The sequence below is a fragment of the Methylobacterium variabile genome (assembly GCF_001043975.1).
Classification (GTDB): Bacteria; Pseudomonadota; Alphaproteobacteria; order Rhizobiales; family Beijerinckiaceae; genus Methylobacterium; species Methylobacterium variabile.
Window position 1 is genome coordinate 25469 of the sequence record NZ_LABY01000123.1, and the last position, 23893, is coordinate 49361.

Consider the following 23893-nt stretch of genomic DNA (forward strand, 5'->3'; position numbering starts at 1 on the left):
ACAAAAGGGGTTTTAAATAGAACAAAACTACTAACGGTTAAACTGCCAAGCTCGGAATCCGTGGAACCCCTTCACGACCGATTGGAGTCACAGGATCCATGATGCGAAGAGTTCGGGTTTGCTCTTATACCTTGAAATAGGTACACGGGCACCAGGTTGAATTGAATAGGAACCACTCTGGTGCCTTCCCGTTGACAGCCAACAGATCTCCTTCGTTCACACCTTTATCCTCGCCGGCGGCCGCCGAGAGAGACTTTTTCGTGCTGCCCTCCTTCGGTTATGATACATTTGGACTGACCACTAGGGACTACTGGAGTTTCAATATAGAACACATAAATGACAAATAGAAGAAAAAACCAAACCACATCTCACGCACTGAATTGCTCGGAGGGGCTGGTGTGCGGGTTGCAAGGTGACGGCCTGCGAGAGTTACCCAGGCCGCGCCAGCAGGATGGCCGTTCGGACTGCCATCCGCCTCTGCTCGAACGAGAAGCCTGGCACTGTGACGAAAATCCTAGCCCATTGGTTCTCCTCAACGGCCGCGGCAACGTCGAGGAAGATCCCGGGCGCCATCTTGCACGAACCCGCAGTTGGCCCGGCCAGGTAGGCCAAGGCAGCTGCATCCACCTGCGCGTCCGTGACGATCCCACTCCTGACGAGTGCCCCGATGGTGCGGGCGTTGGGCATGATGTAGACTGGAGGTAGCGACTTGCGAGGGGTGATCGAGCTTGAGGCAGCTCAACGCCTCGTCTGACGCCGGTGTTCCTGTACGGAGCATGCCTGTGCAAACCAGCACAGTAGAGCCGGACTGCCGGAAAGGCGCGCCCGGGTCATGCTCGACCTTGCACCGCGCCGGCCGGCTCGTCACTCTGGTAGGGGATGGTCAAGCGTCGGTCGTGCCGTTGTGCTGCCTCATCCCGCCCATGCGTCGCCAGCGTCGCCGCGATCTCGCGCAGTAATATCGCCGCGCCTTCGGACGGACTTGCCGGAAACGGTATCACGAGCCCGCGCGGTGGAGCCGACGGCTCCACACGCCTGAGCGAAGCCGAAATCCGCATCGCGAAGCAATCGATCGGCTCAAGTACAGGATCTCGTATGAATTCGGCCCGGCCAGTCGATCAGGCTCTCGCGAGGAGACGATGCCGGGCAGCGTGTTCGGCCGCCTGCCGAAACCCCGCGGTATGGAAGTCCGCGACGTGAGCGTCGCTGCTGATGGTCCGGGCACCCGTTGGGGCGGATTTGCGTCCGAGCCATCTTGAGGGCATGAACCCGCGCCCCAGTTAGCATGACGCACCGATATCGCGTTCACGAAGAGGCGTCCGATCCAGCGCCGATGCATGTCCGTGGGCTGGCCTCGTCGTACCCCAGCGGAAATTCCATGGTCCATACCGGCTACGACCCCGCCTTCGTGGCACTCTCCATCGTCATCGCGGTGTTCGCGTCCTACGCCGCGCTCGACCTCGGCGCCCGGGTCCGGAGTCGGGACGCCGGGCCGCGCTGGGTCTGGGGCGCGGGTGCGGCGGTCGCCATGGGCGGCGGCATCTGGTCGATGCACTTCATCGGCATGCTGGCCTTCGAGATGGGAATGCCCGCCGCCTACGATCTCGGCCCGACCCTCCTGTCCCTGTTCATCGCCATCGGCTCGACGGCCGCCGCCCTCACCTGGGTCGCGCGCCGAGGCACCGACGTCCCGTCGCTGCTGGTCGCAGGGCCGCTGATGGGCCTCGGGGTGGCGGCGATGCACTATACCGGCATGGCCGCGATGCGGGTGCCGGGCAACCTCGCCTACGATCCGGCCATCGTCGCGGCCTCCGTCGCCATCGCGGTCACGGCAGCGACCGCCGCCCTGTGGCTGACGTTTCGCCGCAATACGCCGTGGCAGAAGCTCGCCGCGGCGGGCGTGATGGGGCTCGCGGTTGCCGGGATGCACTACACCGGCATGGCGGCGGCGACCTTCACCGCCGAGGAGGCGGGCGCTCACTCCGCGCACGCGGCCGCGCTCGGCGTGAACCAGCAGAACCTGGCCCTGGCGGTGGCCGGCGTAACCTTCGTCGTCCTGTTCCTCGCCATGGTGGCGAGTTCCTTCGACCAGCGCCGAGCGCAACGGCGCCTGCACGTCAGCGAGGAGCGCTTCCGCGCAGCCGTGCGGGCGGTGGACGGGGTGATGTGGACGGCCGACGCCGCCGGCAACCTCGTCGAGGAGCAGCCCGGCTGGGAGACGGTCTCCGGCCAGACCTTCGACGAGTACCGCGGCGGCGGCTGGTCGGCCGCGATCCATCCGGAGGACCTGGCCGAGACGCGGCGCGTCTGGGGCGAGGCGGTCCGGAGCGGGACGCCCTACGTCGTCGAGCACCGAGTCCGCTCGCCGCACGGGTCATGGCGGCACTATTCCGTACGCGCCGTCCCCGTGCGCGATGCCGACGGGGCGGTCCGGGAGTGGGTCGGCGTGCACACGGACGTGACCGGGCGCCACGCCTACGAGACGGCCCTGAGGGAGGCGCGGGATGCCGCCGAGGAGCACAGCCGCGCCAAGAGCCGCTTCCTCGCCAACATGAGCCATGAGCTGCGCACGCCGCTCTCGGCGGTCATCGGCTACTCGGAGATGCTGGAGGAAGAGGCCGAGGATCTCGGGCAGGACAGCCTCTTGAAGGACCTGGGCAAGATCAAGTCGAACGCCCAGCATCTGCTCGGCCTGATCAACGACGTGCTCGACCTGTCGAAGGTCGAGGCCGAGAAGATGGAACTCTACGCCGAGGACATCGACGTCGCCGCCTTCGTCACCGATGCCGCGGGCACCGTCGACGCCCTCGTGGCGAAGAAGGGCAACGTCCTGGTCCTCGACGTCGTCGGCGATGCCGGGCGGGCGCGGACGGACGCGGTGAAGCTACGCCAGTGCCTGTTCAACCTGCTCTCGAACGCGACGAAGTTCACCGAGAGAGGGACCATCACCCTCCGAGCCGGCCGCGAGAGCGACGGGCATGGCGAATGGCTCTGGTTCACGGTCCAGGATACCGGCATCGGCATGAGCCCGGAGCAGGTCGGCCGCCTGTTCGAGCGCTTCACCCAGGCCGACGAGAGCACGACGCGCAACTACGGCGGGACCGGCCTCGGGCTGGCGCTCAGCCGCGCCTTCGCCCAGCTGCTCGGCGGCGACATCACGGTCGAGAGCGTCGAGGGCGAGGGCACGCGCTTTACCCTTCGCGTTCCGGCAGTCGCTCCGGAGCGGGCCGGCGAAGCGGCGCTGGCAGCTCCTGAGAACCAGGCGACGTCGAACGACCTCGTTTTGGTGATCGACGACGAAGCGAGCCAGCGCGAGCTGATGACCCGGTTCCTCGAACGCCAGCGTTTCGCCGTCCGCACCGCCGGGGACGGGCGTACCGGCCTCGATCTCGCGACGTCGCTCCAGCCGCGGGCGATCCTCCTCGACGTGATGATGCCGGAGATGGACGGCTGGTCGGTGCTCGCCGCCCTGAAGGCGACGCCGGAGACCGCCGGCATCCCGGTGATCATGGTCAGCTTCGTCGCCGACGCGTCGCTCGGCGCCTCTCTCGGAGCGGTCGAGGCCGTGCCGAAGCCGGTGGACTGGACGCGCATTCGAACGATCCTGGACCAGTTCCGGACCGCGGACGGCGATGTCCTCGTGGTCGACGATGACACCGACATGCGCCACCGCCTCCGGACGGTTCTGGAGCGCAACGGCTGGACCGTCCGCGAGGCCGGGGACGGGCACGAGGCACTCGACGAGGTCCGACGCGGCGTGCCGCGGCTCGTGCTCCTCGACCTGACCATGCCGGTGATGGACGGGTTCTCGTTCCTCGACCGGTTGCGGGGCCTGCCCGGCTGCGCCGATGTCCCCGTGGTGGTGCTCAGCGCCCGCAGCATCACCGCGGCGGAACGCGATCGCCTGTCCGAGGCCGACCGGGTCCTGCGCAAGGGCGAGGCCAGCCTGCAGGACATCGCCACCGAGCTGCGCAAGCTCGACAATCGCCACGCGGATGCCGAGGAGGTGGTCCTGCAGGACGAGCTGCCGCGACGATGAGAGGCACTCTCTCGACAGGCATCGCCGACATGCCGGCCCTCGACGGCGGCAAAGCGGGGCGAACCGACGATGGTCGATGGTCCGGGCGAAGGAGCTGGCTAAGCCCGAACGGGCGTCGGCGCTGGTGCGCCGGACGCCTTGGCGTCGACCCGTCAATGCCAAGGCGCGAGGGTATAACATCTCATATCACTGCACGAGCGTGCCGTAGCAATCGAAGGTGATGATCCTAATTATAGGCCACAAGAAGAGGTGAACCACGACATTCTCTGGTAACGCATACACGTACACCAAATTCATCGCTAAGCTGCGCCGCTGTTGGCAAGCTATGATTGTCCACAATTTGCTCGATGTGGGCATGCAAAAAGTTTATCGTTTACTTATCTTTAAATTTTTTCGTATTAACATATCTTAAAATGATAATTTAATTAATGTGCGATAGATCATGATGCCGAGCTTACAATCCGCATTTTTTCAGACTTTGTTCTTCTCACGACTTCTCTTGATCGGCAAATTCATTAAACAACCGGCCAACTTTGTTTGTTTATCGGTAGATCGACAGCCGGATCAGTGCCGCACACGATCGAGTGTAAAGCACTCTGAATGCGCGGCTGGCGGCATCTTCATCACCGATTGCCGGGGGAGCGTGGCAGTCGAATTCGCGATCGTGGCGATGCCATTCCTTGGTCTCGTCGGAGCGATCTTACAAGTCGCTTTCCAGATCTGGGCCGCCCAAAATTTCGAACGCGCCCTTCAGAACACCGTGCGCACGATCTTCACTGGACAGTTTCAGCTCGCGAATGCCAGTCAAACTGACGCCGCGACCTTGCTTAGCCTTCTAAAGACTACGATGTGCGGCCCTACCACAGCAACGACTCCGGTGGTGTTCAACTGCCGCAATGTAAAATTCGACGTAAGTACCGTCAACAGTTTCGCGGGAGCCACCCCGCCGAAGCCAATCAATACCAGTTCCGGCACCTGGACCTCTAGTTTTGGAACGAACTACGCCTGTGCTAAGCCGGGAACGATCGTGATGGTCACAGCCGCAGTCCCCTTCCCAACTTTCTTCAACCTTCTCGGCCTCGACACCCGGCAGTTCACTAGCGGCGCCGAAAACGGGTTCAGTCTACTAACCTCGACAGCTGTCTTCCGCACCGAGCCTTACCAGATGACGGGAGCTGCTGCGTGCTGAGGCCCTTCTTCAGAGACCGACGCGGTACTGCCGCGATCGAATTCGCCATGCTGCTGCCCGTCCTGCTGATGATGCTTGCCGGCATGCTGGAGCTGTCCCGTGCCACCGACATGTGGCGCAAGATCACGCTGCTCGCCCGCACTGTTGCCGACCTCGCTTCGCAGGGTGACGCTCAGAACCCACTTACCGCCACGCCATCGCCCCGCAGGTGATGCGCCCGTTCGATGCCTCTGGCGTGACGGTCGCGGTGAGCGCGATGGGCGTCGATATCACGCGGCTCAACCTCGTACCGCAAGTCTGCTCGTCGACAGCCTCGGCGAGCGCAAGCGCCCGGGCGGTCGGCCCGGCTACCGACCTGATAGTGCCAGACGGCTACCGCACCCAGGGCATGCGTTACGTCCTGGTTGAGGTCAGCGGAAGCTACAAGCCGATACTCGGCGGAGCTTTGGTCAAATTCGTTAATGGCGTCAGTGACAAAATCACATTGTCGGCGAGCGTCCCATGGCCGATACGGGGCGGTCAGACCTATGGCACCAACACCTTCGCCGAGATCGTCCTACCTGGCACAAACCAGAAGACCTGCGATGGTTCAGCACCCTGACTGTTCAGCTACGACGCCGCGACCGCGTTCACGCCTCTGGGATCGCTTCCTGGGTCATCAGGATGGCAACATCACGATTTTGTTTGCCTTCCTGCTTCTGCCGATGCTAATGATGTCCGGCGCAGCCCTCGATTACGGTATGGCGACGCGGCTTGAGACCAAGTTGCAGGCTGCGACCGACGCAGCCGCGATCCTGTTGTGCCAGACGCCCCTGACTGCGACAAGCACAGAACTCAACGCGCTCGCCGTGTCGGCGATGACCGGCCAAATGGGCGCCGCCGGCCTCGTCGTCGACCCTCTGACGATTACCAGCAACCCGCGTCAAATTTTTTTGAAAACCCGCAAGATTTCGACTGCATTTTTCGGTACAATTACCGGCACTCGTTCACTCAACCTCAGTGCGCAAGCGCAATGCGCCACACCCGTCCCAAAGGCATTCGAAATTGCGATCGTCCTTGACAATACTGGGTCTATGAATAGTGCTGGTAACGACGGTGTTACCAAGCTGACTGCCCTTAAAAATGCTGCTAAGAAATTTGTCAGCTATGTGCTCAGTAATCCTAGTTTTGCCGCAGGTACAAAGATTGCTATCATTCCCTTTTCTGCTTCGGTAGCGGTCGATCCGAATACGTACCGCTACTCGAGTTGGGTTGATACACAGGGGCAATCACCTTATCACTGGGGAAATTTTTCCGGTATGGCAGCAGCGGGGTTCACTAGCCGGTTCGATGTATATGCGAAGCTCCAGGCTGCTGTGCCGAGTTGGAAATGGGCCGGCTGCTTCGAGTCGCTGCCTTACCCTCAGAATGTGACCGACATGTCTACTAACGGCAATGCGTCGCTCTACATGCCGTACTTGGCACCGGATGAAGGTGGTCCTGGCTTGGTCGGTAACTCGTATTGGAACGGCAGCTACAGCATTAACAGCTATATCGATGACGATGACGGGTCAACGAGCGGATCCTGCCCGAAACTAGCCTCCAACACTTCATTCGCGATCGCTGAGGGGCGCGCCTGCAAGTACAACACTGTGCGCAACCCTAAAGTTGGTGCTGTGATAGCAGAGCTAGGAAAGAACGGACCAAATTTCGGCTGCACGACTCAGCCACTACAACGCCTGACGAGAGATAGTGTGGTACTTAATACACTAATAGAAAATATGGTAGCCGCTGGCATTACCAACATTCATGAGGGGCTGATGTGGGGCTGGCGCACGATCTCTCCGAAAAGCGTTTTTGCAGACGGAACATCGTACGGCAGCGACACAGTCGGTAAGATAATAGTTTTAATGACTGATGGCGCCAATACTTGGTTAGATAATAGTTCTTCGTACAATAGATCGATTTTCTCGTCAAATCGATATTTTATTAACGTCGACGGCAGTGATCCAGACATTCATTTTCCGTCAAGCTACCAGAACGTAGCGAACGGCACTCAAGCGCGTAAAGCCCTTGACGAGTTAACGCGGCAAGGTTGTACGAATGCCAAGGCAAGTCCGGCCAACATCACGATCTATACGATCGGATTCAGCGTTTCGTCGGATCCGATTGATCAGCAGGGCATAAACCTACTCAAGGACTGTGCATCATCTCCAAGCCAGTATTTCCAGGCTAATGACTCTGGCAGCCTCATCGCGGCGTTCAACCAGATAGCCGCAAATATCGGCAAGTTGCGGCTGACAAAATAATAAAATACGTATTTGTGTATTAAGAATTATAGCATGATTTTACAAATTTATACGAATATAATCATGCTAGAATGAGACTTTGATAATTCCATGATCCTGTTGTTTGACGACGATATGTACGGAGCCACTTCAGATTATATCCGTAGCGTTGAGAACAAACATATTATTTTATGCAATCTATGCAATATATATTACATAATATCGTCCACTGTGGCGTTGTGTAGGCCAATTTTTGTGAGACCCATCATGTCAAAGCAGGTTAACTCAGAACAAAATGAACTTAACCGTCTCAAAGAATTCGCGGCCGCAGGCGTATCACATTTTATTCGCACACAATTTGATAAAATAAATAATAACGCTCCAGAATACAAAGTGGGCGCGAACCATGATGATGAGAAAAGTCAAAACGATAGCAATAAATACAATGCATTTAGGCAACAAATCACACAACAGAACATTGACCGCATAGATAGCCTTGACATAGAAGAGCGAAATATCCGCTTCCGCCTTGCAGTGGAACAGAGTACTTTTGGGTGCAATCATGCCGCTGAATTTGCTCGACTTTTACAGAAGCACAATAGCGTATTCAACGATATGCTCAATTCTGAATGGCGATCTCAATATGAAAAGCAGCGTACAACCATAAAAAATGCTGTCATAGTATAGTCGAGTCCCAATCAATCTATAAATATTATATAAGCCGTTCAAATATGGATTGATCGTGCTAACGCTCAGGCGTGACATCCCTGGCTTGGGCCTCAAGAGCGAATGCAGGACTCGTGGGTGCCCGCTCCAATCCTTGCTGTACTCTCTGGGGATTGTGCCGCCAGGCCATAAGCTGAGGGAACAGCTCTCCGCGCCGCGGCATCAGGTCGATCCGGCGCAAGGCATGCGCCAGCGCGCGCGCCGCAGCAACGGCTCGTCCGATCCCGAGCCCAATCTCTGCCTCTCGTAGATCGACCACCCCGCTTCGCACGAACGCGAGGCGGTCGACTACGTAGTCGGACACGTTCGCCTTCTCCCGGTAGCGTCCAGCCTCCGCGAACAGCCGCTCAAGCAGCATCGACTCCGTTGGGGCGAGTCGCGCATCCGCCTGTCGCTGTCGGCACAGCGCGTCGAGACGATTCCGCTCCACGACCACGTGGGCCTCTTGCCGGTGGCGAGTCAGACCTACGTACGTCTCACGTGCGTCGGCGGAGCTGCCCACGTACAGGACCGCCGCGGCGCTGGTCCGACCTTGGGCCGCGTGCGCCGTGCCGGCCAGCGCAGGCGTGATCCGCGGGGGTCGGCGCGGACCGAACCGTGGCGCGCGGGCCAGCCGTTCCCAAGCCTCCTCCAGGACCCGCCCGTCCTCCAGTTCCAGGCGCAGCCGCACCTGGCCGTCGGCCGCGACCGTCACTTCCTGCACCTCTGCCCGGTTACCATTGCGCACCCCGAGCTCAGGCAGCGTCTCGCCAAACCGCAACCGGTCACCTACCGCCAGCGGCAGCACCACCCGCCGATCCTCGCGGTCGACCGCGCTCACCTCGACCAGATCGGGCCCGAGCCGCCTCTCGGCCCGCAGCACCTCCCGCGCAAGTCGGTTTAGCGCCGCCGCATCACGGTTGCGGCGGGTCACGATCAGCACGTCCTCACCGTGCCGCCCGCGCAGCTCGCGCCACAGCGCGATGACCCGCGCCTGCGCCGCCTCAGCTCCAGAGACCAGCTCGACGCAGCCTCGTCCCGCGTAGGCGCGCAGTCCCGCCTCGGTCTCGCCCCGCGCCATTAGCTCCGAGGCTGCCCGCTGCCACGGCACCTGCTGGCGCCGCACCTGCCCCAGTATGGCTTGGCGACCGCATACCTCCGCCACCGCCCGCAGCGCGCTCGCCCCGGCCACCGACGCAAGCTGGCGGCGATCGCCCAACAATACCACCTTGGCGCTCGCAGCGTGCGCCGCGCTCAGCACGGCCTCGAGGTCGCGCGTGCCGACCATCCCGGCCTCGTCGACCAGAACCAGGCTGTCGGCTCCGAGAGCCGCGTCACGGTCCGCCAGGGCTGCCGGGCCGCGGGCCTGATCGTAGCGCCAGCGCGCGATGGCTCTTGCGGGAATACCGGTGCTGCGCGAAAGCTCATCGGCCGCCACCCAGGACGGCGCCAAACCAACAACCTTCAGTCCAGCAATCCTGGCAGCCTCCACCAGAACGCGAGCCGTGGTGGTCTTCCCCGTACCCGCGCCCGCTTCGATCAGCGACACCCCGTCCATACCAGCTGCCAGGCGCACCGCCTCGGCCTGCTCGGGCGCGATCTGGGGAGCCTGTTCGAGGGCCGCAGCGACCGTCTCAGGGCTGATCCACACTCTCTCCCGCGGTCGCTCGGCAGCGCGCAGCAGGGCCGCCTCGCAGGCCGCGATGCCAGGCGTGGTCCAGCACGCCCCTTGGCTCGGCTCGAGCGCCGCGGAGGACAGGCGCACCAGCGTGCCTTCGAGCTCGAGTCGCGCGAGTTCAGCCTCGACGGCTCCGATGCCGAGCCCGTGCAGGCTTGCCTCCTCGAGGCTGGCCTGCAGCAATGCCGCCCGGGTGATCACGTTCTCGTGCCGCAGCAGTCTCGAGGCAGCTCGGGCGACTGGCGTGGCGCCAGAGATCTCAGGCGGATCGAACACGAGATCGTGCTTCGGCTCGATCTGCTGCGCGAGTTCGGGATCCCGGGCTGCCTCACGGGCACTTCGCCAGAGATCCGTTCCGAGCTCGACCAGCTCGCGTTGCCAACGCGCCTCTAGCTCGACACCGCTCGGCAAGAGGTCCTTGGCTCGCCGCGTGGCCAGGGCCGCGACCTCGCGCTGGGCGCTCGTCGCCTCGGAGCCGACCCGCTCCCGGATCTGGGCGGAGCGCTTCGAGAACGTCTCCAGCACCCTCTCGGCGACCCCCGCCACCTCCCACTGTCCGTTGCCGGCCGGACGGAAGCGCCACCCGAACTGGGCATGCAGCTGCTCGGCCAGGGCCGCCCGGTAGGCGGCGCCCACGCCACGCTGCTGCTCGAACAGCCGGGCGGGGTCGGTCGTGAGGTGGCGCAACGACTTGTAGCGGCCGCTGCTCTCCCCTGGATTGCCTGCGACATTCAGCAACACGCAGTGCGTGTGTAGATTAGGATCGCCCTCGCGGGTGGTGTAGTGGTCGAAAGTCGCCGCGATCAAATCAGCGGGACGGCGGTGCTCGCGCCCGCCGGCGCCGGTGCGCACCACGATCAGGCCCTCGCGTTCGATGAACCGTAGGGCCGCATCAACCGCTGCCCGGTGCGCCTGCTCGATCAAGGCGCGCTGATCCGCATCTCCCGCCGCCCAAAGCGCGCTCACGGATTTGCCGGACGTCATCGTGCAATCGGTTCCGGCATGGTGACCGACGCCAGCCCCGCGCACGAGAGGGCGGCCGGTGCCCGGGTCGAGACCGGCGCAGAGGTCGCGGAATGAGGCGCCGATGATCGCCGCACCGTGACGCACGACGCTCCCGCCGCTCGACCACCACACCCCGCTGCCCTCGGCCTGGTAGTAGGCCTCGCGCCGGTCTGGCCGGGCCTCGTCCTGGGCCTGGGTCAGATAATAGGCTGCCGCCTCGAGCCCGGGCCGCAGGCGCTGCAGCGAGGCAGTCACGGGGTCCCGGCCGGATCGCGATCGGGTCGGTAGCGGCACAGGGCACCGGGTTCGACGGCCTCGGCCGCCGCCTCGATCTCACCCACGGTCTGGGCGAGCTGCAGCAGGGCAGCGTCGACCTGCTCCATGCGCTCGAGCACCACGCGGTGGCGCAGGGCAACCTCAAGGTACTGGTCGATGCAGTCGCGGGCGAGGCTCTCGGGCGTCCAGCCGCGCTGAGCGGCTTCCTTCCGGAGCGAGGCGGCGAGAGCGGCTGGGAGGGTGGCTGGCCGGTCAGGCGCTGCATGCGCTCGTCGAGGAGCCAGTCGAAGGCCTGCTCGGCGGTCGAGATCACATCCTCCTTGCTCTTGGCCTCGCTGGCGATGAACGCCCGCACGGCCCGCGTCGCGAGATCGTTGGCGTTGCCCAGGGCGGCGGCGAGCGCGGGCAGGTCCTTCAGGTATCCGGCCGCAGCGAGCGGCGTGCGCTGATCCGAGCGCAAGGCGGCGAGCACGGCGCCGAGGAAGAGGACGGCGGCGCGGTTGCGGAAGAACTGGCTGCTCTCGCTCGCGCCTGCGGACCCTGGCAGCAGCAGGCGGGCGAGGTGCTGGAGGTAGAGCAGGTCGTTGGCGGGTTGAGTTGCGAGCGGGTTCCACCGGTCGCTACCCCCGACGATGTTGAAGGGATCGAGGCATCGCACGGTACGGCCGAGGCGCCGGCGCCGGATGGCGACGGCACGATAGATCTCGCCCTTGGGGTCGATGACGACGGCCGGCCCGTCCCAGACGCCGAGGTCCGGGGCATGGCGAGGTTGGGGATGATGAGGCCCGAGGTCTTGCCGGTGCGCGGCGGGGCGATGGAGAGGAGGTTGCCTTCGACCTGGACCCGAACAGGTTGGCTGGTGATCGGATCGAGGCCGAGCTCAAGGCCGCGAGCCATCGCGGCGCGCTCGGCGGCGTTGGCGAAGCGGGCACTGCCCAGGACAGTGCGGGGATCGCGCAATCCCGGTCGCGGGGCACTCAGAACGAAGAAGCCGCCGCCGCCGACCACGCCGAGTGCGAGGATCGCCATAGCAGCGACGCCACCATCGGCAAAGGCCCGGTGCTCGCCACAGACCATGTCGACGTAGACGCCGATGCAGGGAAGGATCTCCTTGTGCTGCAGGTCCTCGAACCACCCCTGAGGAAGAAGCAGGGCGTCGTGCCAACTGGTCGGGTCGAACCCGTGTTGGACGACGAAGGCGAGCGGGTAGTAGACGGCGAGGCATGCAATGGTCAGTACGAACACGATGATGCCGCGCCAGAAGCTGCCGATTTGGCTCACGGCTGTGCGCCCATCTTGGTCAGATGATCCTTTTCCGGCAGCCGGGCAATGATATTATCGGCATCGACATTCCTCACGCGCAGGAAAAAGGGTAAGACAGTGGAAAGTGGAAGGTCGACCACCAGCTGAGCACGCCCTTGCAAGGTGTTCGCAACGGTATTTTGATCAACATCATGCAGTCTATAGCCGATATTATTTTCTATGATTTGCGGAAATCGAGTCATGCGCGTCGCGATCTCCTGATCCCATGATCAGTCTCATGGTGGGTATTCAATTTTCGCAAGCTGCTTACGTAAAAATTGATCGAATGCGTGTCTGCGTGATGATCGACATGCGAGCATGAAGATCAATCTGTTTTGGCACGATCGATCTCGGGCGCCAGGTGAAGGTAATGGTGAGGATCTCCGGTCGAAGCGAACGGAAGGCCTGATGTGAGTAGGCAGCTCTTAACCCTGGAGCGTGATAGGCTCCTTGGCCTTGTTAAACCGGTAGATCGGGGAGCATGAATGCCGATCCGGCCGGAGCACCGCTTCTTCTACCCCATCGACTGGCCCCAGCTCTCCGACGCAATCCGCTTCCGCCGGGCGCGAGGACGATGCGAGGCATGCGCACGCCCGCACCTGCAGCGGGTCTTTCATCTCGGCGATGGACGCTGGTGAGATGACGAGATCTCGGGTTGGCGCGACGGTCGGGGTCGTCGGCTCCGGCATCGGCTGCGCGACGAAAACCTGCTCGCTCGGGTCCGGGTCACCAAGGTGGTGCTGGCGGCGGCCCACCGCGACCACGACACCGCCAACAACCAGGACACCAACCTGGCGGCGTTCTGCCAGCGCTGCCATATGCTGCACGACCGCGACGAGCATCAGCGCCGGCGCTGGCGCACCCTGTTCCAGCGAAAGGCTATGGGCGACCTGTTCCAGGGACCGTACCCGGTGGCCTGGCGTCATTCTTCCACGCCCCCGGGTCATTGACGAAGGTAGGGCGCAGGCGCCGCGGCCGAGTCAGGGCGCGACCAACCTTCAAGATGGCTTGCCTACCGGCCATGCCAGCAAGCGCGCGCACGCCTCTACGACGAGGACGGCTCGCCTAATATCCCATGGGATGTTATTATTGTGAGATGTTGCGGGTCGTACTGGATACCTCCGTGATCGCCTCGGCGTTTTGAAGCCAAGCGGGCGCGGGCTTCGTGATCCTCCGAGCGGTTCGCCTTCGGCGCGTCGTCCCACTCGCCACGACGAGTTTGCTCCTCGAGTACGAGGAGGTACTCAAGCGCCCGGGACAGCGCGAGGTGTCAGGACTGAGTTTGGCCGACGTCGATCGGATCCTGGGCGCTCTCGCAGGGGTGATCGAGCCGGTGGACGTTCGCCTGCGCTGGCGTCCGCAGCTGCGCGACACCGATGACGAACTGGTGCTTGAGGCCGCCATCAACGGCCGGGCTGACGCGCTCGTGACCTACAACGTTCGTGATTTTGTGTCGGCTGCGCCGCGCTGCGGTGTGCGGGTGCTGCGGCCGGCAGAGCTGCTGCAGGAGCTGGCATCATGAGCAAGGCTACCTATCCGCTCAAGCTTCCCACCTCGATCAAGCAGGCCGCGGCACGACTGGCCAAGGAGGACGGCGTGAGCCTGAACCAGTGGATTGCGACGGCGGTGGCCCAGAAAGTCGGAGCCGTCGAGACGGCGGCCGAGTTCTTCAAGCAGCGGGCAGAGGGCCATTCGCTCGACGAGCTCGACGCCTTCCTGTCCCGTGTGCCCAACTGCCCGCCGGAGCCCGGTGATGAATTGCCGGAGGGATGGAAGCCCGGGTCGATCGACGGACACTGAGCGGCCAAGGGATCGACAGGCGCATCGCCGGAGCGGCTTGGCGCGTGACGCCGAGGTGCTTGGTTGGCATGGATGCTGACATGCCGAGTGCCGGAAGCACGTTCTCGCCCCTGATCTCGCTGAGGTGGACGGAGGGACGGTTGGGATCCCGGGACACCTCAGAGGTCAGGGTCCTCTTCCAGATCGACCTCGGTTCTCCCTTGGCTATCGCATGAGCCATTCAGGGTCGCCGCAACCTTATTTGCGCCGAGCAGGCGATAGACGCTGGCTCGGCCTATTCTCAGCTGTCGGGCGATCGCTGAGGGACCCACACCTTCCCCTGCCAGACGTCGCACCTCGTCAGCCGAGATCCGGGTTTTGCCGCCCTTGTAGATGCCGGCGGCTTTGGCCTTGGCGATCCCCTCCATCTGGCGCTCTCGCCGCAGGTTGGTCTCGAACTCGGCGAACACCCCGAGCATGTCGAGGAAGGCCTTGCCGGCGGCGGTGCCAGTATCGATCGGCTGTTCGGTGGCGACGAGAGAGGCGCCCTTGGCCTTGAGCTCGCGGACGATGTCCTGGAGGTCACCGAGGGATCGGGCGAGGCGATCGATGCGGGTGACCACGAGGGTGTCGCCGTTGCCGATAAAGTCGAGGACGGTACGCAGCTCGGCGCGTCCGGTGACGGTGGATCCGGTGATCTTCTCGGATCGGATGACGCCGCATCCTGCGGCTGAGAGGGCGGCGAGCTGGAGGGAGAGGTCCTGATCCGTAGTGCTGACGCGCGCGTAGCCGATTTTGCCCATTGTTCGTCTCGCCAGGATCTAGAGCCTCACTTCTACCTGTCTCATGGTCTGATTTGCAACCCTGTTGAGACGGCCGAGGCTGTCTCATGCATCTGTCTCAACAGGGTATGCTGATAGGCGACGCCTGACTCGACAGCTCGACTTGGCTCTGCCATGTTGCCATTATGTTCCTAGGGGGCCAGGAATGACGCCAAAGGTCTTCGTCTCACATAAGCAAGAGGACTCCGAGCGAGCCGCGCTCATAGCTGCCCGTCTCCGGATGGGCGGCCTGGACGTGTATATCGACGTCATCGATGCTCAGTTAAGTAAAAGCGGACCAGATTTGGCTGATTATATACGGATGCGCCTCGATGAATGCTCGCAGTTGCTCGCCGTTATCAGTCCTATTACTCGGGCGTCGTGGTGGGTGCCATGGGAAATCGGGGTTGCCACGGAGAAGGAGCGCTTCCTGGCCTCATTCGTGTCGGACGGCGCGACCGTACCTGAGTTTCTTCAAAAATGGCCGTACCTTCAAAACATGGCCGACCTGGATAGATATATTACGGAGTCTAAGCGCGCGCAGCATCTCGTCGAGACTTACCGGCAACAAGGGTACGGGAGCACGGCGCAGTCGCGCGGTTTCAGGTCGTTCCATAGCTCTCTAAAATCGTCGCTTGGACAGCGGTAAACAACGGGGCGGCAGGAGGCAGAGTTTGTCAACGAAGAAAATTTTCTTCGTCGCATTCGCGATGGAGAACGAACGACAGCGGGATTTTCTTAAAGGTCAGTCGCTGCATCCACGGGCTCCATATAAGTTTATCGACCTTTCCGTGAAGGAGGCCTACGAAACGGATTGGAAGGACAAAGTCCGCACGCGGATACGGCGTTGCCATGGGTTGATCGTGTTGGTCAGCAGGAACTCGCCGCAGTCGACCGGCCAGAGGTGGGAGGTCGCCTGCGCGAAGGACGAAGGCAAGAAGATCATCGGCGTCTGGGCCCACGCCAGCGACCGGACCGAAATCGCTGGCGTGAGGACCGTCGTCTGGAGCGATGCCAACATCGCCGCATTCATCGACTCTCTGTGAGGGCATGATGCGGAAGGCCTTGATCATCGGCATTGATCACTACGATCGCCTCAAGCCACTGAAGGGCTGCGTCGCCGATGCGACCGCCGTCGCCGGCGTCCTCGAAACCAACTTCGACCAGTCGGTGAACTTCACCACGCCGAGGCTCCTGACAGCGACGGACAGAGGCAACCCGCTCGACCGACGGCAACTGCGCACGGAGGTTGAGGCCGTCTTCGCGGGCGATCCCGACGTGGCCCTGCTCTACTTCGCAGGCCACGGTTTCGTCGACGAGACGGGCGGCTTCCTCTGTGCCAGCGACAGCCAGGACGGCAACGACGGCCTCCCGCTGAGCGAAATCATGACGTTCGCTAGGCAGTCGAAGGCGAAGAACAGGATCATCATCCTTGATAGCTGCTACGGCGGCATAGCTGGGAACCGGGCGGGCGGCAGCGGCGTTGCCGAGATTGCCGAGGGGATGACCCTCCTCACCGCGTCGACCGAGAAGGAGTACGCGTACGAGGGCGGTAACGGCGCCCCCGGCGTATTCACCAACCTGCTGGTCCACGCGCTCGACGGGGCGGCCGCGAACCTCGTCGGGGACGTGACGCCGGGCAGCGTCTATGCCCACATCGACCAGTCGCTCGGACCATGGGGCGGGCAGCGACCGGTGTTCAAGACCAACGTGAAGTCGTTCGTGTCATTGCGCAGGGCCAAGCCCCCCATATCCCTCTCTGATCTTAAAAAGCTTGCTTCGCTCTTCCCAGCCCCGGGTCACAGGATCAAGCTCGATCCATCGTTCGAGCCCGAAAGGGAAAGGCCGGACACGGGGGTGGCGCCCAACCCCGCGAACACGGAGATCTTCGCCGTGCTCCAGAGCTACGTGAAAGTGAACTTGGTCCGGCCGGTCGGGGCCCCCCACATGTGGCATGCCGCAATGGACAGCCAGAGCTGCGAGCTGACCGTGCTCGGCGAGCACTACAGGCGGCTGGTGGCCGAGAAGCTGATCTGACCGGGGATGGCAGGCAATGGTTCGCGACCGTGGGGATGACGACGCGCTCATTGAGGAACTGGCGGCCATCGAGCACGAGCGGTGGTCCCACTGGCAGCGTTACGTCCATGCCAAGGCGGTCCGCCGGCCGGACGGGTCGCTGGTCCTGTCCGCCGAGTTGGTCGAGCGATGGGAGCGCCAATTCGGCATGCAGTACGAGGACCTACCCGAGGACGAGAAGGAGAGCGACCGGGAGCAGGTCCGGCGATATCTCCCGGTGCTGAAGCGCTGGTTCCAGGATGACGAAGAGAGGAGTGGGTGAAGTCGATGCCCGAAACTTTCGAAAGTGTGCGCGATCCGGTGCTGTCCCTGTTCCAATCGGCGGTTGCGGAGGTCGCTGAACGCATTGACGCCAAGGCCTCCGGACCGGGTGCACGACGGCTGGAACGGTCGGCCTCGGCGACGTTCAACGATGAGGCGACTGCAATCACGAGACGGGAGTGCGGGCGCGACGCGGGCATCGGGTCCGGGGTGCGGCCTTCCTCGCCGGCGGCGCGGGATCTGTCACCGGTCGATATAGGCAAGGTGTGCGTCGAACTGGCCTTGCGCTACGTGAAGGCCCTCGCCAGTGGCAACCAGGCTGCGCTCGCCGAGGTCGAGGACGAATACAGGACTGGGACCTGCGACGTGGAATGGGTTACGACCCTGCGTGCCTACGCGGGGTATTTCGGTCCGGACGGGAAGCGGAAGCCGATTCCGTACGTCCGGCCCGCGCAGGCCGGTCCGGAGACGCACGAGATCAAGGCCGGTTCGCGCCTTGCGCTCGTAAGCGATTGGGGCACCGGCGCACGGCCGGCCATAGAGGTCTTGAGGTCCATCGCAGGGGAGCACCCGGACGTGCTGGTCCACCTCGGGGATATCTATTACTCGGGGACCAGGAAGGAGTGCGAGGACAACTTCCTCCGCCCGGTGACGCGGGAGTTGCGGACCAAGCGACCAACCCTGGTGTACACGCTGTCCGGAAACCACGACATGTACTGCGGCGGGGTCGGATATTACGATCTGCTGCCGAAGCTGAACGAGGGCTCCCTCCGGCAGCGCGCGAGTTTCTTCTGCCTGCGCTCGGCGGACGAGAGATGGCAGTTCCTTGCCATGGATACCGGCCTGCACGACAACAATCCCCACTCAGTTGCCGATGCCCTGACCCACCTCGAAGACGACGAGCTGGAATGGCATTGCCAGCGGATCGAGGAGTTCGGAGGTCGGACCATACTCCTGTCGCATCACCAGCCGTTCTCCGCGTTCTCGGCCATCGGCGCCAAGCCGGCGCAAGGCAAGAGGAACCCAAGCAACCCCCACCTGATGCGTGCCTTTGAGCGCATGAACAGAGACGGCTGCGTGGCGGCCTGGTTCTGGGGCCACGAGCACTCGCTGGGGATCTACGAGCCGTTCTCGGGAATAAAAGTTGGTCGGTGCATCGGCCACGGCGCCGTCCCGGTGTCTGTCCTCGACAACATCTACAAGCCTCTCGACGACCTGGAGCAGACGCCCGCCATCATTGAGGGCACGAGGCTTCAGACGCGCGGCGGGGTCTTCACCCATGGCTACGCCGTCATCGACGTCGGGGTTGGCTCATGTCGGGCCCGATACATGCAGGTCACCGATGCTGGCACGGAGGAAATATTTTCCGAAGAGATCTCATGACGTTCGGGCGCGGGACCATCGAGTGGCGGCGCCATGTCGTCGGCCCGGTGCAGCGCTGACGTCCGCATCCCTCGATCCACCGCGAAACTCACAATCAGGCCGGTCCTTGCCCGGTCCGTCGACAGGCGGAAGTTGACATGGCACATAGCTGGAAGCGTGACCGGGCGGCCGAACACATCGCCGCCAAGATCAAGGACGTGAAGAAGGTCGAGATCGTCGACTTCAAGCGCGAGATGTCGCTCGGCAACATACCCACCGCGAAGGCCTATCGGATGAAGGCCGTGCATCTCTACGCGGACATCCTTAACCTCGACGACATGCTGAACTGCACGTTGAGCGAAGGGGAGACATGCCACAAGCGAACGCTTCGGTTCCTCGACCTGCACGGTCGAAGCGTGCGCCGCATCCTCAACAGGGCGGATGCGCTGCGCGTCGATTTTCATAACCAGCGGCTGCACGCCGTCGTCCACAAACCCTACGACAGCGACGACGAGGAGGACGGCGGCGCCGAAGCCCGGAGGCTCCATCGCGCGGTCGCCATCGCCCAGCTCGTCATCGACGTTTGCGCGGCCACAGGCGACGACGACGAGTATGTTCCCGCGGCCAGGGTCAGAGTCGGGATAGATAGCGGTCTCGCCCTCGTCGTGAACAACGGCCGGAACGGCGGTCGCGAGCCCTTGTTCCTGGGGGATCCAGCGAACCATGCCGCGAAGTTCTCAGCGGCGGGGTCCGCGGTCGGCATATTCCTGACGAACAACGCCCGGCGCGCGATAGGCCTGACCGAGGTCAAGGAGCCGTCCAAGACCAAGATGACCGCCAGCGAGGTAGCCCTGTCGCAGGCAGACGCCAAGCTCGGCCTCGACGTAGAGGATCTCGCGGAAGAATGGCGCGCCGACCTCGCTAAGAACCCACTCTCCAACTACGAGTTTTCGCGCCACACGCCGCCTTTGCGCACCATAGACATTATCGCGCTGACACCATCCAACTCCCGACGTCAGGAGGCCGTCTCCGTCTATGCGGATATCGATGGCTTCACGGCCTACGTGGCCCGCCACCTGGAAGCGAGGACGTCGGAGGATGTCGTACGCGCCTTGCACGTCATCCGCGCCGAACTCGACCGCGTGATGGGCGTCGACTTCGAGGGCCGGCGGGTCCGTTTCATCGGCGACTGCATCCACGGCTTGCTGTGCGAGGGAACGGCGCAGACGACCGACGACGAGGAGACGGTGAGCACGGCCGTACTGTGCGCCGGTGCCCTTCGGAGCAGCTTCGAGCTCGCCTTGGAGAAGCTCGACGAGGAGGGGGTCGACGTGAAAAAGCTCGGGCTTGCGATAGGCATCGAGTTCGGCCCGATGACCCTGACGCGGCTCGGCGCGCACGGGGACCGCTTGCGATGCTCGGTGAGCCGCGGCGTACTGGCTTCGGAGTCCGAACAGAAGCGTTGCACGGGCACGCAGACGGCCATCGGGCAGGTCGCATACAAATCCGGGACGCAAGCAGTCAGGGACCTGTTCGGCCCGTCCCGGCGCTTCGACGGCCTCGACTACAACGAGGCGGTGGAGGGACTTGCAGCCGACGGCGACCGGACCGCCAAGGCCATCAAGGCCGAGGCGTTCGCCGCCGCGGCGCCGGCGGTCAAAAGGGCTGCCGATCAAGTGGTCACACCCTACGTCGAGGTCGGCGGGGAATGATCCAGCCGGCGGCGGTCGAGATCCTCGCGTCGGCAGCCCCGGCATATGGGATCACGCCGCTTCTCTCGACCAATGGTCTCCTACGCGCGGCCGTGCCCATCCTGATGACGGACGGGAGCCTCCACGGCTACGAACTTGAGGTCCAGGCGAGCGGCGGCCGGCCATATGTTCGGGAGGCGACCTTAGGGGCTCGTCTCCCGGCGTTCTGCCCGATGCGGCACATCAATGCCGATGGGTCGTTCTGCCTGAACTGGGAGCCCTATGAGAACCTAGCACTCGAAGCCACCGCGGAAGGCGCGACATGGTGGGGTGCCGTGTTGCAGTTCCTACGCCTGCAGGAGCGTGCGCGGCGCCTGCGCCGATGGCCGGACCGTCGCGAATGGGCCCATGGCGGCGCTGCCGTACATCAGCGCAAGGCGCTCGAAGCGGCCGCGGCGGTCTCGCCCCGGCTGCGCGACCGGCTGTTCCAAGGACGTGTGGCCACGGTTCGGTCAAAAGGGTGTTCGTCGCAGGGGAGCGCGGTTCGGTTGCAGGTTGACGGCCGGACGATGGCGCGCATCTTCGTCATGCATCGTCGCCCGGCGACGCTTCGGCAAGCCTGCCCCTGCGGGCAGGACGAGCGGCCCTTGACCCTCCGGCGATGCCGCGACCATGCCGGCCGCCTAGTCGAGATCGTCGGCGCGATGCAGGACATGGCCACCGCGGAGCGGTCGTTCTGGAAGTCGTTCGAAGGCAAGGATTGTTGCGGGACCATGGACGGTTGCCCGCTGGGCGTCGCCAGGCCGTGAGGCCCTGGCGCGGCAAAGGCGCATCGGGTGGGTGCGCGTAACAGTCGGGAGGATGTGCCATGCTCGAACGGTTTCAAGGCGAACGGGGCCGGGTGCGCCTCGTGGAAGAGATGGGCCGCCAAAGGCTCGTTACCGGGACGCCTGGCCTTGCCGAAGCCCTGGTCGACGTGGGCGAGCTCGTACGCATCGAACGCGGAACCTCAATCATTGAGCAGGGAGGCACCGACAACGACCTGTTCTTCATCATAGTCGGCAATTTCGAGATCGTCGTGAACGACCATCGCGTTAACATGCGTAGCCGAGGAGATCAGGTTGGCGAGATGGCAGCCGTCGCACCATTCCAGGCGCGCGCAGCGACCGTGACCGCGACGACCGAGGCCGTCGTCCTGAAGGTCAGCGAGGCCGAATTCTCCGTCGTTGCCGACCGGTATCCCGAGGTCTGGCGACGCATGGCGCAGGAGTTGGCGCGACGCCTAGAGCAACGAAACGCGCTGATCCGACCTGCAAACGAAAAGCCGCGTGTATTCCTGTTCTCATCCTCGGAGGCCCTTCCGGTGGCACGAGCCATCGAGAATGCGCTCGCGAACGACCCGTTCCTGACGGTCGTTTGGGCGAACGGTGTCTTCAAGGTGACGAACTACACGCTTGAGACGCTGGAAGAGGAGTTGATGCAATCTGATTTCGCGGTAGCGGTCGCTCACCTCGACGACAAGACAGAAGTCCGCGACGAAGAGTGGCCAACGCCCCGGGACAACGTTGTGTTCGAACTGGGCTTCTTCATGGGGAGCTTGGGACGCCAGCGCGCCATCCTAATGGAGCCGAAGGGCTCGAAACTTAAGCTGCCGAGTGATTTGGCTGGGATCACAACGATTAAATATCAGTTCACGCCTGGCAGCGACGTTAGCGCCCTCATGGGACCTGCCTGCAACATATTACGAGACCACATTTTGCGCCTTGGGCGAAATATTTAATCGACCTAAGCAAACTGATTGCATCTACAGATGCATTGTCCCGTAGTTGGGCGGTACGGGTTTTGGGCGAACTGGAATATCTCGTCCGTCCAGGCTTTGCAGATGGCCATATGGTGTGTGAGTCTGCATAGCGTCTTCACGCGACGGGTGAATATGCAGCTAGCTTCAACGTCGGTGGGATGCGCCCGAATGAAGCTGGTCATTGCTGTCGTAGTTGACCTGGGCACGCTCGCTCCCGCATGCCATCGGCCGTCGAAAAGCGCTTCTTCCCTATGGCGACAGTCTTCTGGTTGTTGCCATAGCGCTTAGCAAGGATCCTAATGCTTTTTTGACTATGCTGCATCGCTCAACCGACTTCCGGTAATTACCCAGGGGATATTTTTTGGCACGCGCGTTTGTCGGCCCGTCCTGTGTTGGGATGGCGGGGGCGGGAGGGTTAATTACCCAGTGGGGTGTCGGGACGGCGCAGCTCGGTCGCGAGAGGGGGCGTCGGACCGTCCCCTTGCCGGACGGCTGTTTGGCTGGTTCCCTGTCGGGATGAGCCGCAGTGACCTCGAGCGCCTGAGCAAGGAGGAACTGATCGAGTTGGTGCTGAAGCTGCACCGGCCCGAGAAGACGTCGCGCACCTCGTCCAAGCTGCCGGCGAGCGACCGCAAGGAGCGTCGCGAGAAGTCCCGCCCGGGTGGGGCCAAGCCTGGACATGAGGGCCACAAGCGGGCGCTGACGCCGGATCCGAATCAGGTGGTGGAGCATCGGCCCTCCGCCTGCTCATCGTGCGGCGAGCTGCTGCCGGCCGATCTTCCGGCCGAGACCGTCAGCGTGCACGAGCGCATCGACCTGCCGCTCGTTCGCCCGGTGGTCGAGCAGCACCGGCGCTTGTGCGTGACCTGCCCGGCCTGCCGGACCCGGGTCGCCGCCCCGCGGCCGGCGGGAGCCGACGCGACGCCGTTCGGGCCACGGCTGCACGCGGTGGCGACGTACCCGAAGACCTTTCAGGCGCTGTCCTACGACCGGTTGCAGGCGGCCCTGTCGGACCTGTTCGGGCTGCGGCTGAGCCGGGGCGGGCTGATGAACCTGCTGCGGCGCGCCCAAGGCTGTTTTGCCGAAGGCCGGGACGCCGCGCTGGCGCGTCTGCGCCAGGCTCCGGTGGTCGCCTCGGACGAGACCGGGGTGCGGATCGAGGGCGCCAACAGCTACCACTGGGTGTTCCGCTGCCAGGACGCGGTCGTGCATCACGCCGCCCCGAGCCGGTCTGCTGCCGTGGTCGGCGAGGTGATGGCCGGGCACCGGCCTTTGGTGTGGATCTCCGACCGGTACTCGGCCCAGCAGGGCCACGGCGAGCACCAGCAGACTTGCCTGGCGCATCTCGCCCGCGACGTGGCCTACGCGGTCGAGGCGGGCGACGATCTGATCGCCTTGCGGCTCACGTGGTGGCTCGACAAGGCCTTCGGGCTCGCCCGAGGGCTGACCGAGTTGGCCGCCTCGACCCTGGCGCGCAAGCGGCGCGAGTTGGAGCAGGACCTCGATGCCATCCTGAAGGCCCCGGCGACGTGCGATCTGACCCAGGCGCTCCAAGCCCGGATGGGCCGGGCGCACGATCAACTCCTGACCTTCCTGGCCTTCCTGGGGCAGGTGGACGTGAGTAGAGTCGGCGACTGGCGC

Annotated in this window: 20 protein-coding genes and 4 pseudogenes; 18 read left to right on the forward strand and 6 right to left on the reverse strand. The window is 63.4% G+C overall.

Annotated elements, in window-relative coordinates; all coding sequences use genetic code 11:
- The first annotated feature begins 1378 nt into the window (after nt 1-1378).
- From VQ02_RS17870 to VQ02_RS37240, 6 genes are all read left to right on the forward strand, one after another.
- Nucleotides 1379-4039 (forward strand): MHYT domain-containing protein, encoded by a 2661-nt coding sequence (locus tag VQ02_RS17870; protein WP_048445556.1) that lies wholly within the window; start codon nt 1379-1381, stop codon nt 4037-4039.
- 442 nt (nt 4040-4481) lie between these two features.
- Nucleotides 4482-5228: a TadE/TadG family type IV pilus assembly protein gene (locus tag VQ02_RS35780; RefSeq protein WP_232389506.1), complete on the forward strand. Its 747-nt coding sequence runs from the start codon at nt 4482-4484 to the stop codon at nt 5226-5228.
- A complete protein-coding gene (locus VQ02_RS39250) occupies nt 5222-5440 on the forward strand; it encodes a TadE/TadG family type IV pilus assembly protein (RefSeq protein ID WP_245239772.1) in 219 nt (72 codons plus the stop codon). The genes VQ02_RS35780 and VQ02_RS39250 overlap by 7 nt, the downstream gene beginning before the upstream one ends.
- Nucleotides 5440-5829 (forward strand): hypothetical protein, encoded by a 390-nt coding sequence (locus VQ02_RS17875; protein WP_245239773.1) that lies wholly within the window; start codon nt 5440-5442, stop codon nt 5827-5829. The genes VQ02_RS39250 and VQ02_RS17875 overlap by 1 nt, the downstream gene beginning before the upstream one ends.
- Nucleotides 5813-7516: a TadE/TadG family type IV pilus assembly protein gene (locus VQ02_RS35785; protein WP_083469289.1), complete on the forward strand. Its 1704-nt coding sequence runs from the start codon at nt 5813-5815 to the stop codon at nt 7514-7516. Before VQ02_RS17875 ends, VQ02_RS35785 begins: the two co-directional genes overlap by 17 nt.
- Nucleotides 7517-7762: 246 nt before the next feature.
- Entirely contained in the window at nt 7763-8182 is a 420-nt protein-coding gene (locus VQ02_RS37240) for a hypothetical protein (RefSeq protein ID WP_157080681.1), read from the forward strand.
- 58 nt (nt 8183-8240) lie between these two features.
- Here the strand turns inward: VQ02_RS37240 and mobF are convergent, their stop codons facing one another.
- The 4 genes and pseudogenes from mobF to VQ02_RS37245 all read right to left on the reverse strand — a co-directional run bounded on the left by mobF (nt 8241) and on the right by VQ02_RS37245 (nt 12664).
- Nucleotides 8241-11138, reverse strand: coding sequence for a MobF family relaxase (gene mobF, locus VQ02_RS17880; RefSeq protein ID WP_053080423.1), 2898 nt, complete (start codon nt 11136-11138; stop codon nt 8241-8243).
- Nucleotides 11135-11266: a hypothetical protein gene (locus VQ02_RS39780; protein WP_280818951.1), complete on the reverse strand. Its 132-nt coding sequence runs from the start codon at nt 11264-11266 to the stop codon at nt 11135-11137. The genes mobF and VQ02_RS39780 overlap by 4 nt, the downstream gene beginning before the upstream one ends.
- Nucleotides 11267-11472: 206 nt before the next feature.
- Nucleotides 11473-11880: pseudogene (locus VQ02_RS40055) on the reverse strand (type IV secretory system conjugative DNA transfer family protein); the annotation flags it as partial.
- Nucleotides 11881-12436: 556 nt separating this feature from the next.
- Complete coding sequence (locus VQ02_RS37245; protein WP_157080682.1) at nt 12437-12664, reverse strand: hypothetical protein; 228 nt, start codon at nt 12662-12664, stop codon at nt 12437-12439.
- A gap of 282 nt (nt 12665-12946) precedes the next feature.
- Between VQ02_RS37245 and VQ02_RS39260 the strand changes: the two are divergent.
- From VQ02_RS39260 to VQ02_RS17905, 3 genes and pseudogenes are all read left to right on the forward strand, one after another.
- Nucleotides 12947-13411: pseudogene (locus VQ02_RS39260) on the forward strand (hypothetical protein).
- A 212-nt stretch (nt 13412-13623) separates the two neighbouring features.
- A pseudogene (locus VQ02_RS17900) lies at nt 13624-13983 on the forward strand (putative toxin-antitoxin system toxin component, PIN family); the annotation flags it as partial.
- Nucleotides 13980-14261 carry a toxin-antitoxin system HicB family antitoxin gene (locus VQ02_RS17905; RefSeq protein WP_048445558.1) on the forward strand — a complete coding sequence of 94 codons (282 nt, stop codon included), beginning with the start codon at nt 13980-13982 and terminating at the stop codon, nt 14259-14261. The pseudogene VQ02_RS17900 and the gene VQ02_RS17905, both read left to right, overlap by 4 nt.
- A 158-nt stretch (nt 14262-14419) precedes the next feature.
- Here the strand turns inward: VQ02_RS17905 and VQ02_RS17910 are convergent, their stop codons facing one another.
- Entirely contained in the window at nt 14420-15043 is a 624-nt protein-coding gene (locus tag VQ02_RS17910) for a recombinase family protein (RefSeq protein ID WP_083469290.1), read from the reverse strand.
- Between the two features lie 184 nt (nt 15044-15227).
- Here VQ02_RS17910 and VQ02_RS17915 point away from each other — a divergent pair, with 184 nt between their 5' ends.
- The 8 genes from VQ02_RS17915 to VQ02_RS17950 all read left to right on the forward strand — a co-directional run bounded on the left by VQ02_RS17915 (nt 15228) and on the right by VQ02_RS17950 (nt 22231).
- Nucleotides 15228-15710 carry a toll/interleukin-1 receptor domain-containing protein gene (locus tag VQ02_RS17915; RefSeq protein WP_048445559.1) on the forward strand — a complete coding sequence of 161 codons (483 nt, stop codon included), beginning with the start codon at nt 15228-15230 and terminating at the stop codon, nt 15708-15710.
- 25 nt (nt 15711-15735) lie between these two features.
- Nucleotides 15736-16107, forward strand: coding sequence for a TIR domain-containing protein (locus VQ02_RS17920; RefSeq protein WP_048445560.1), 372 nt, complete (start codon nt 15736-15738; stop codon nt 16105-16107).
- A 4-nt stretch (nt 16108-16111) separates the two neighbouring features.
- Complete coding sequence (locus VQ02_RS17925) at nt 16112-17098, forward strand: caspase family protein (protein WP_425339910.1); 987 nt, start codon at nt 16112-16114, stop codon at nt 17096-17098.
- A 16-nt stretch (nt 17099-17114) separates the two neighbouring features.
- Entirely contained in the window at nt 17115-17399 is a 285-nt protein-coding gene (locus VQ02_RS17930) for a hypothetical protein (RefSeq protein WP_048445561.1), read from the forward strand.
- Between the two features lie 5 nt (nt 17400-17404).
- Nucleotides 17405-18781, forward strand: coding sequence for a metallophosphoesterase family protein (locus tag VQ02_RS17935; RefSeq protein WP_048445571.1), 1377 nt, complete (start codon nt 17405-17407; stop codon nt 18779-18781).
- A 137-nt stretch (nt 18782-18918) separates the two neighbouring features.
- Entirely contained in the window at nt 18919-20472 is a 1554-nt protein-coding gene (locus VQ02_RS17940) for an adenylate/guanylate cyclase domain-containing protein (protein WP_048445562.1), read from the forward strand.
- Entirely contained in the window at nt 20469-21260 is a 792-nt protein-coding gene (locus VQ02_RS17945; protein WP_053080424.1) for an E2 domain-containing protein, read from the forward strand. Before VQ02_RS17940 ends, VQ02_RS17945 begins: the two co-directional genes overlap by 4 nt.
- Before the next feature lie 59 nt (nt 21261-21319).
- The gene (locus VQ02_RS17950) at nt 21320-22231 is read left to right on the forward strand and encodes a TIR domain-containing protein (protein ID WP_048445563.1); all 912 of its coding nucleotides are present in this window, start codon (nt 21320-21322) and stop codon (nt 22229-22231) included.
- Between the two features lie 244 nt (nt 22232-22475).
- On the opposite strand, the pseudogene VQ02_RS39265 reads toward VQ02_RS17950, so the two are convergent.
- A pseudogene (locus VQ02_RS39265) lies at nt 22476-22574 on the reverse strand (IS481 family transposase); the annotation flags it as partial.
- A gap of 194 nt (nt 22575-22768) precedes the next feature.
- Between VQ02_RS39265 and tnpC the strand changes: the two are divergent.
- Nucleotides 22769-23893: IS66 family transposase (gene tnpC, locus VQ02_RS17955; protein ID WP_048445564.1), on the forward strand; the 1125-nt coding region annotated here is incomplete at its 3' end.

Coding starts and splice junctions, on each gene's coding strand:
- VQ02_RS17875 (WP_245239773.1), top strand. CDS start 5,440: ATGCGCCCGTTCGATGCCTCTGGCGTGACGGTCGCGGTGAGCGCGATG.
- VQ02_RS37245 (WP_157080682.1), bottom strand. CDS start 12,664: ATGACTCGATTTCCGCAAATCATAGAAAATAATATCGGCTATAGACTG.
- VQ02_RS17940 (WP_048445562.1), top strand. CDS start 18,919: ATGGCACATAGCTGGAAGCGTGACCGGGCGGCCGAACACATCGCCGCC.
- VQ02_RS17930 (WP_048445561.1), top strand. CDS start 17,115: ATGGTTCGCGACCGTGGGGATGACGACGCGCTCATTGAGGAACTGGCG.
- VQ02_RS17915 (WP_048445559.1), top strand. CDS start 15,228: ATGACGCCAAAGGTCTTCGTCTCACATAAGCAAGAGGACTCCGAGCGA.
- VQ02_RS17925 (WP_425339910.1), top strand. CDS start 16,112: ATGATGCGGAAGGCCTTGATCATCGGCATTGATCACTACGATCGCCTC.
- VQ02_RS17910 (WP_083469290.1), bottom strand. CDS start 15,043: ATGGGCAAAATCGGCTACGCGCGCGTCAGCACTACGGATCAGGACCTC.
- VQ02_RS17905 (WP_048445558.1), top strand. CDS start 13,980: ATGAGCAAGGCTACCTATCCGCTCAAGCTTCCCACCTCGATCAAGCAG.
- VQ02_RS17870 (WP_048445556.1), top strand. CDS start 1,379: ATGGTCCATACCGGCTACGACCCCGCCTTCGTGGCACTCTCCATCGTC.
- VQ02_RS17945 (WP_053080424.1), top strand. CDS start 20,469: ATGATCCAGCCGGCGGCGGTCGAGATCCTCGCGTCGGCAGCCCCGGCA.
- VQ02_RS35785 (WP_083469289.1), top strand. CDS start 5,813: ATGGTTCAGCACCCTGACTGTTCAGCTACGACGCCGCGACCGCGTTCA.
- VQ02_RS17950 (WP_048445563.1), top strand. CDS start 21,320: ATGCTCGAACGGTTTCAAGGCGAACGGGGCCGGGTGCGCCTCGTGGAA.
- VQ02_RS35780 (WP_232389506.1), top strand. CDS start 4,482: ATGATGCCGAGCTTACAATCCGCATTTTTTCAGACTTTGTTCTTCTCA.
- VQ02_RS39780 (WP_280818951.1), bottom strand. CDS start 11,266: ATGGAGCAGGTCGACGCTGCCCTGCTGCAGCTCGCCCAGACCGTGGGT.
- VQ02_RS17935 (WP_048445571.1), top strand. CDS start 17,405: ATGCCCGAAACTTTCGAAAGTGTGCGCGATCCGGTGCTGTCCCTGTTC.
- VQ02_RS37240 (WP_157080681.1), top strand. CDS start 7,763: ATGTCAAAGCAGGTTAACTCAGAACAAAATGAACTTAACCGTCTCAAA.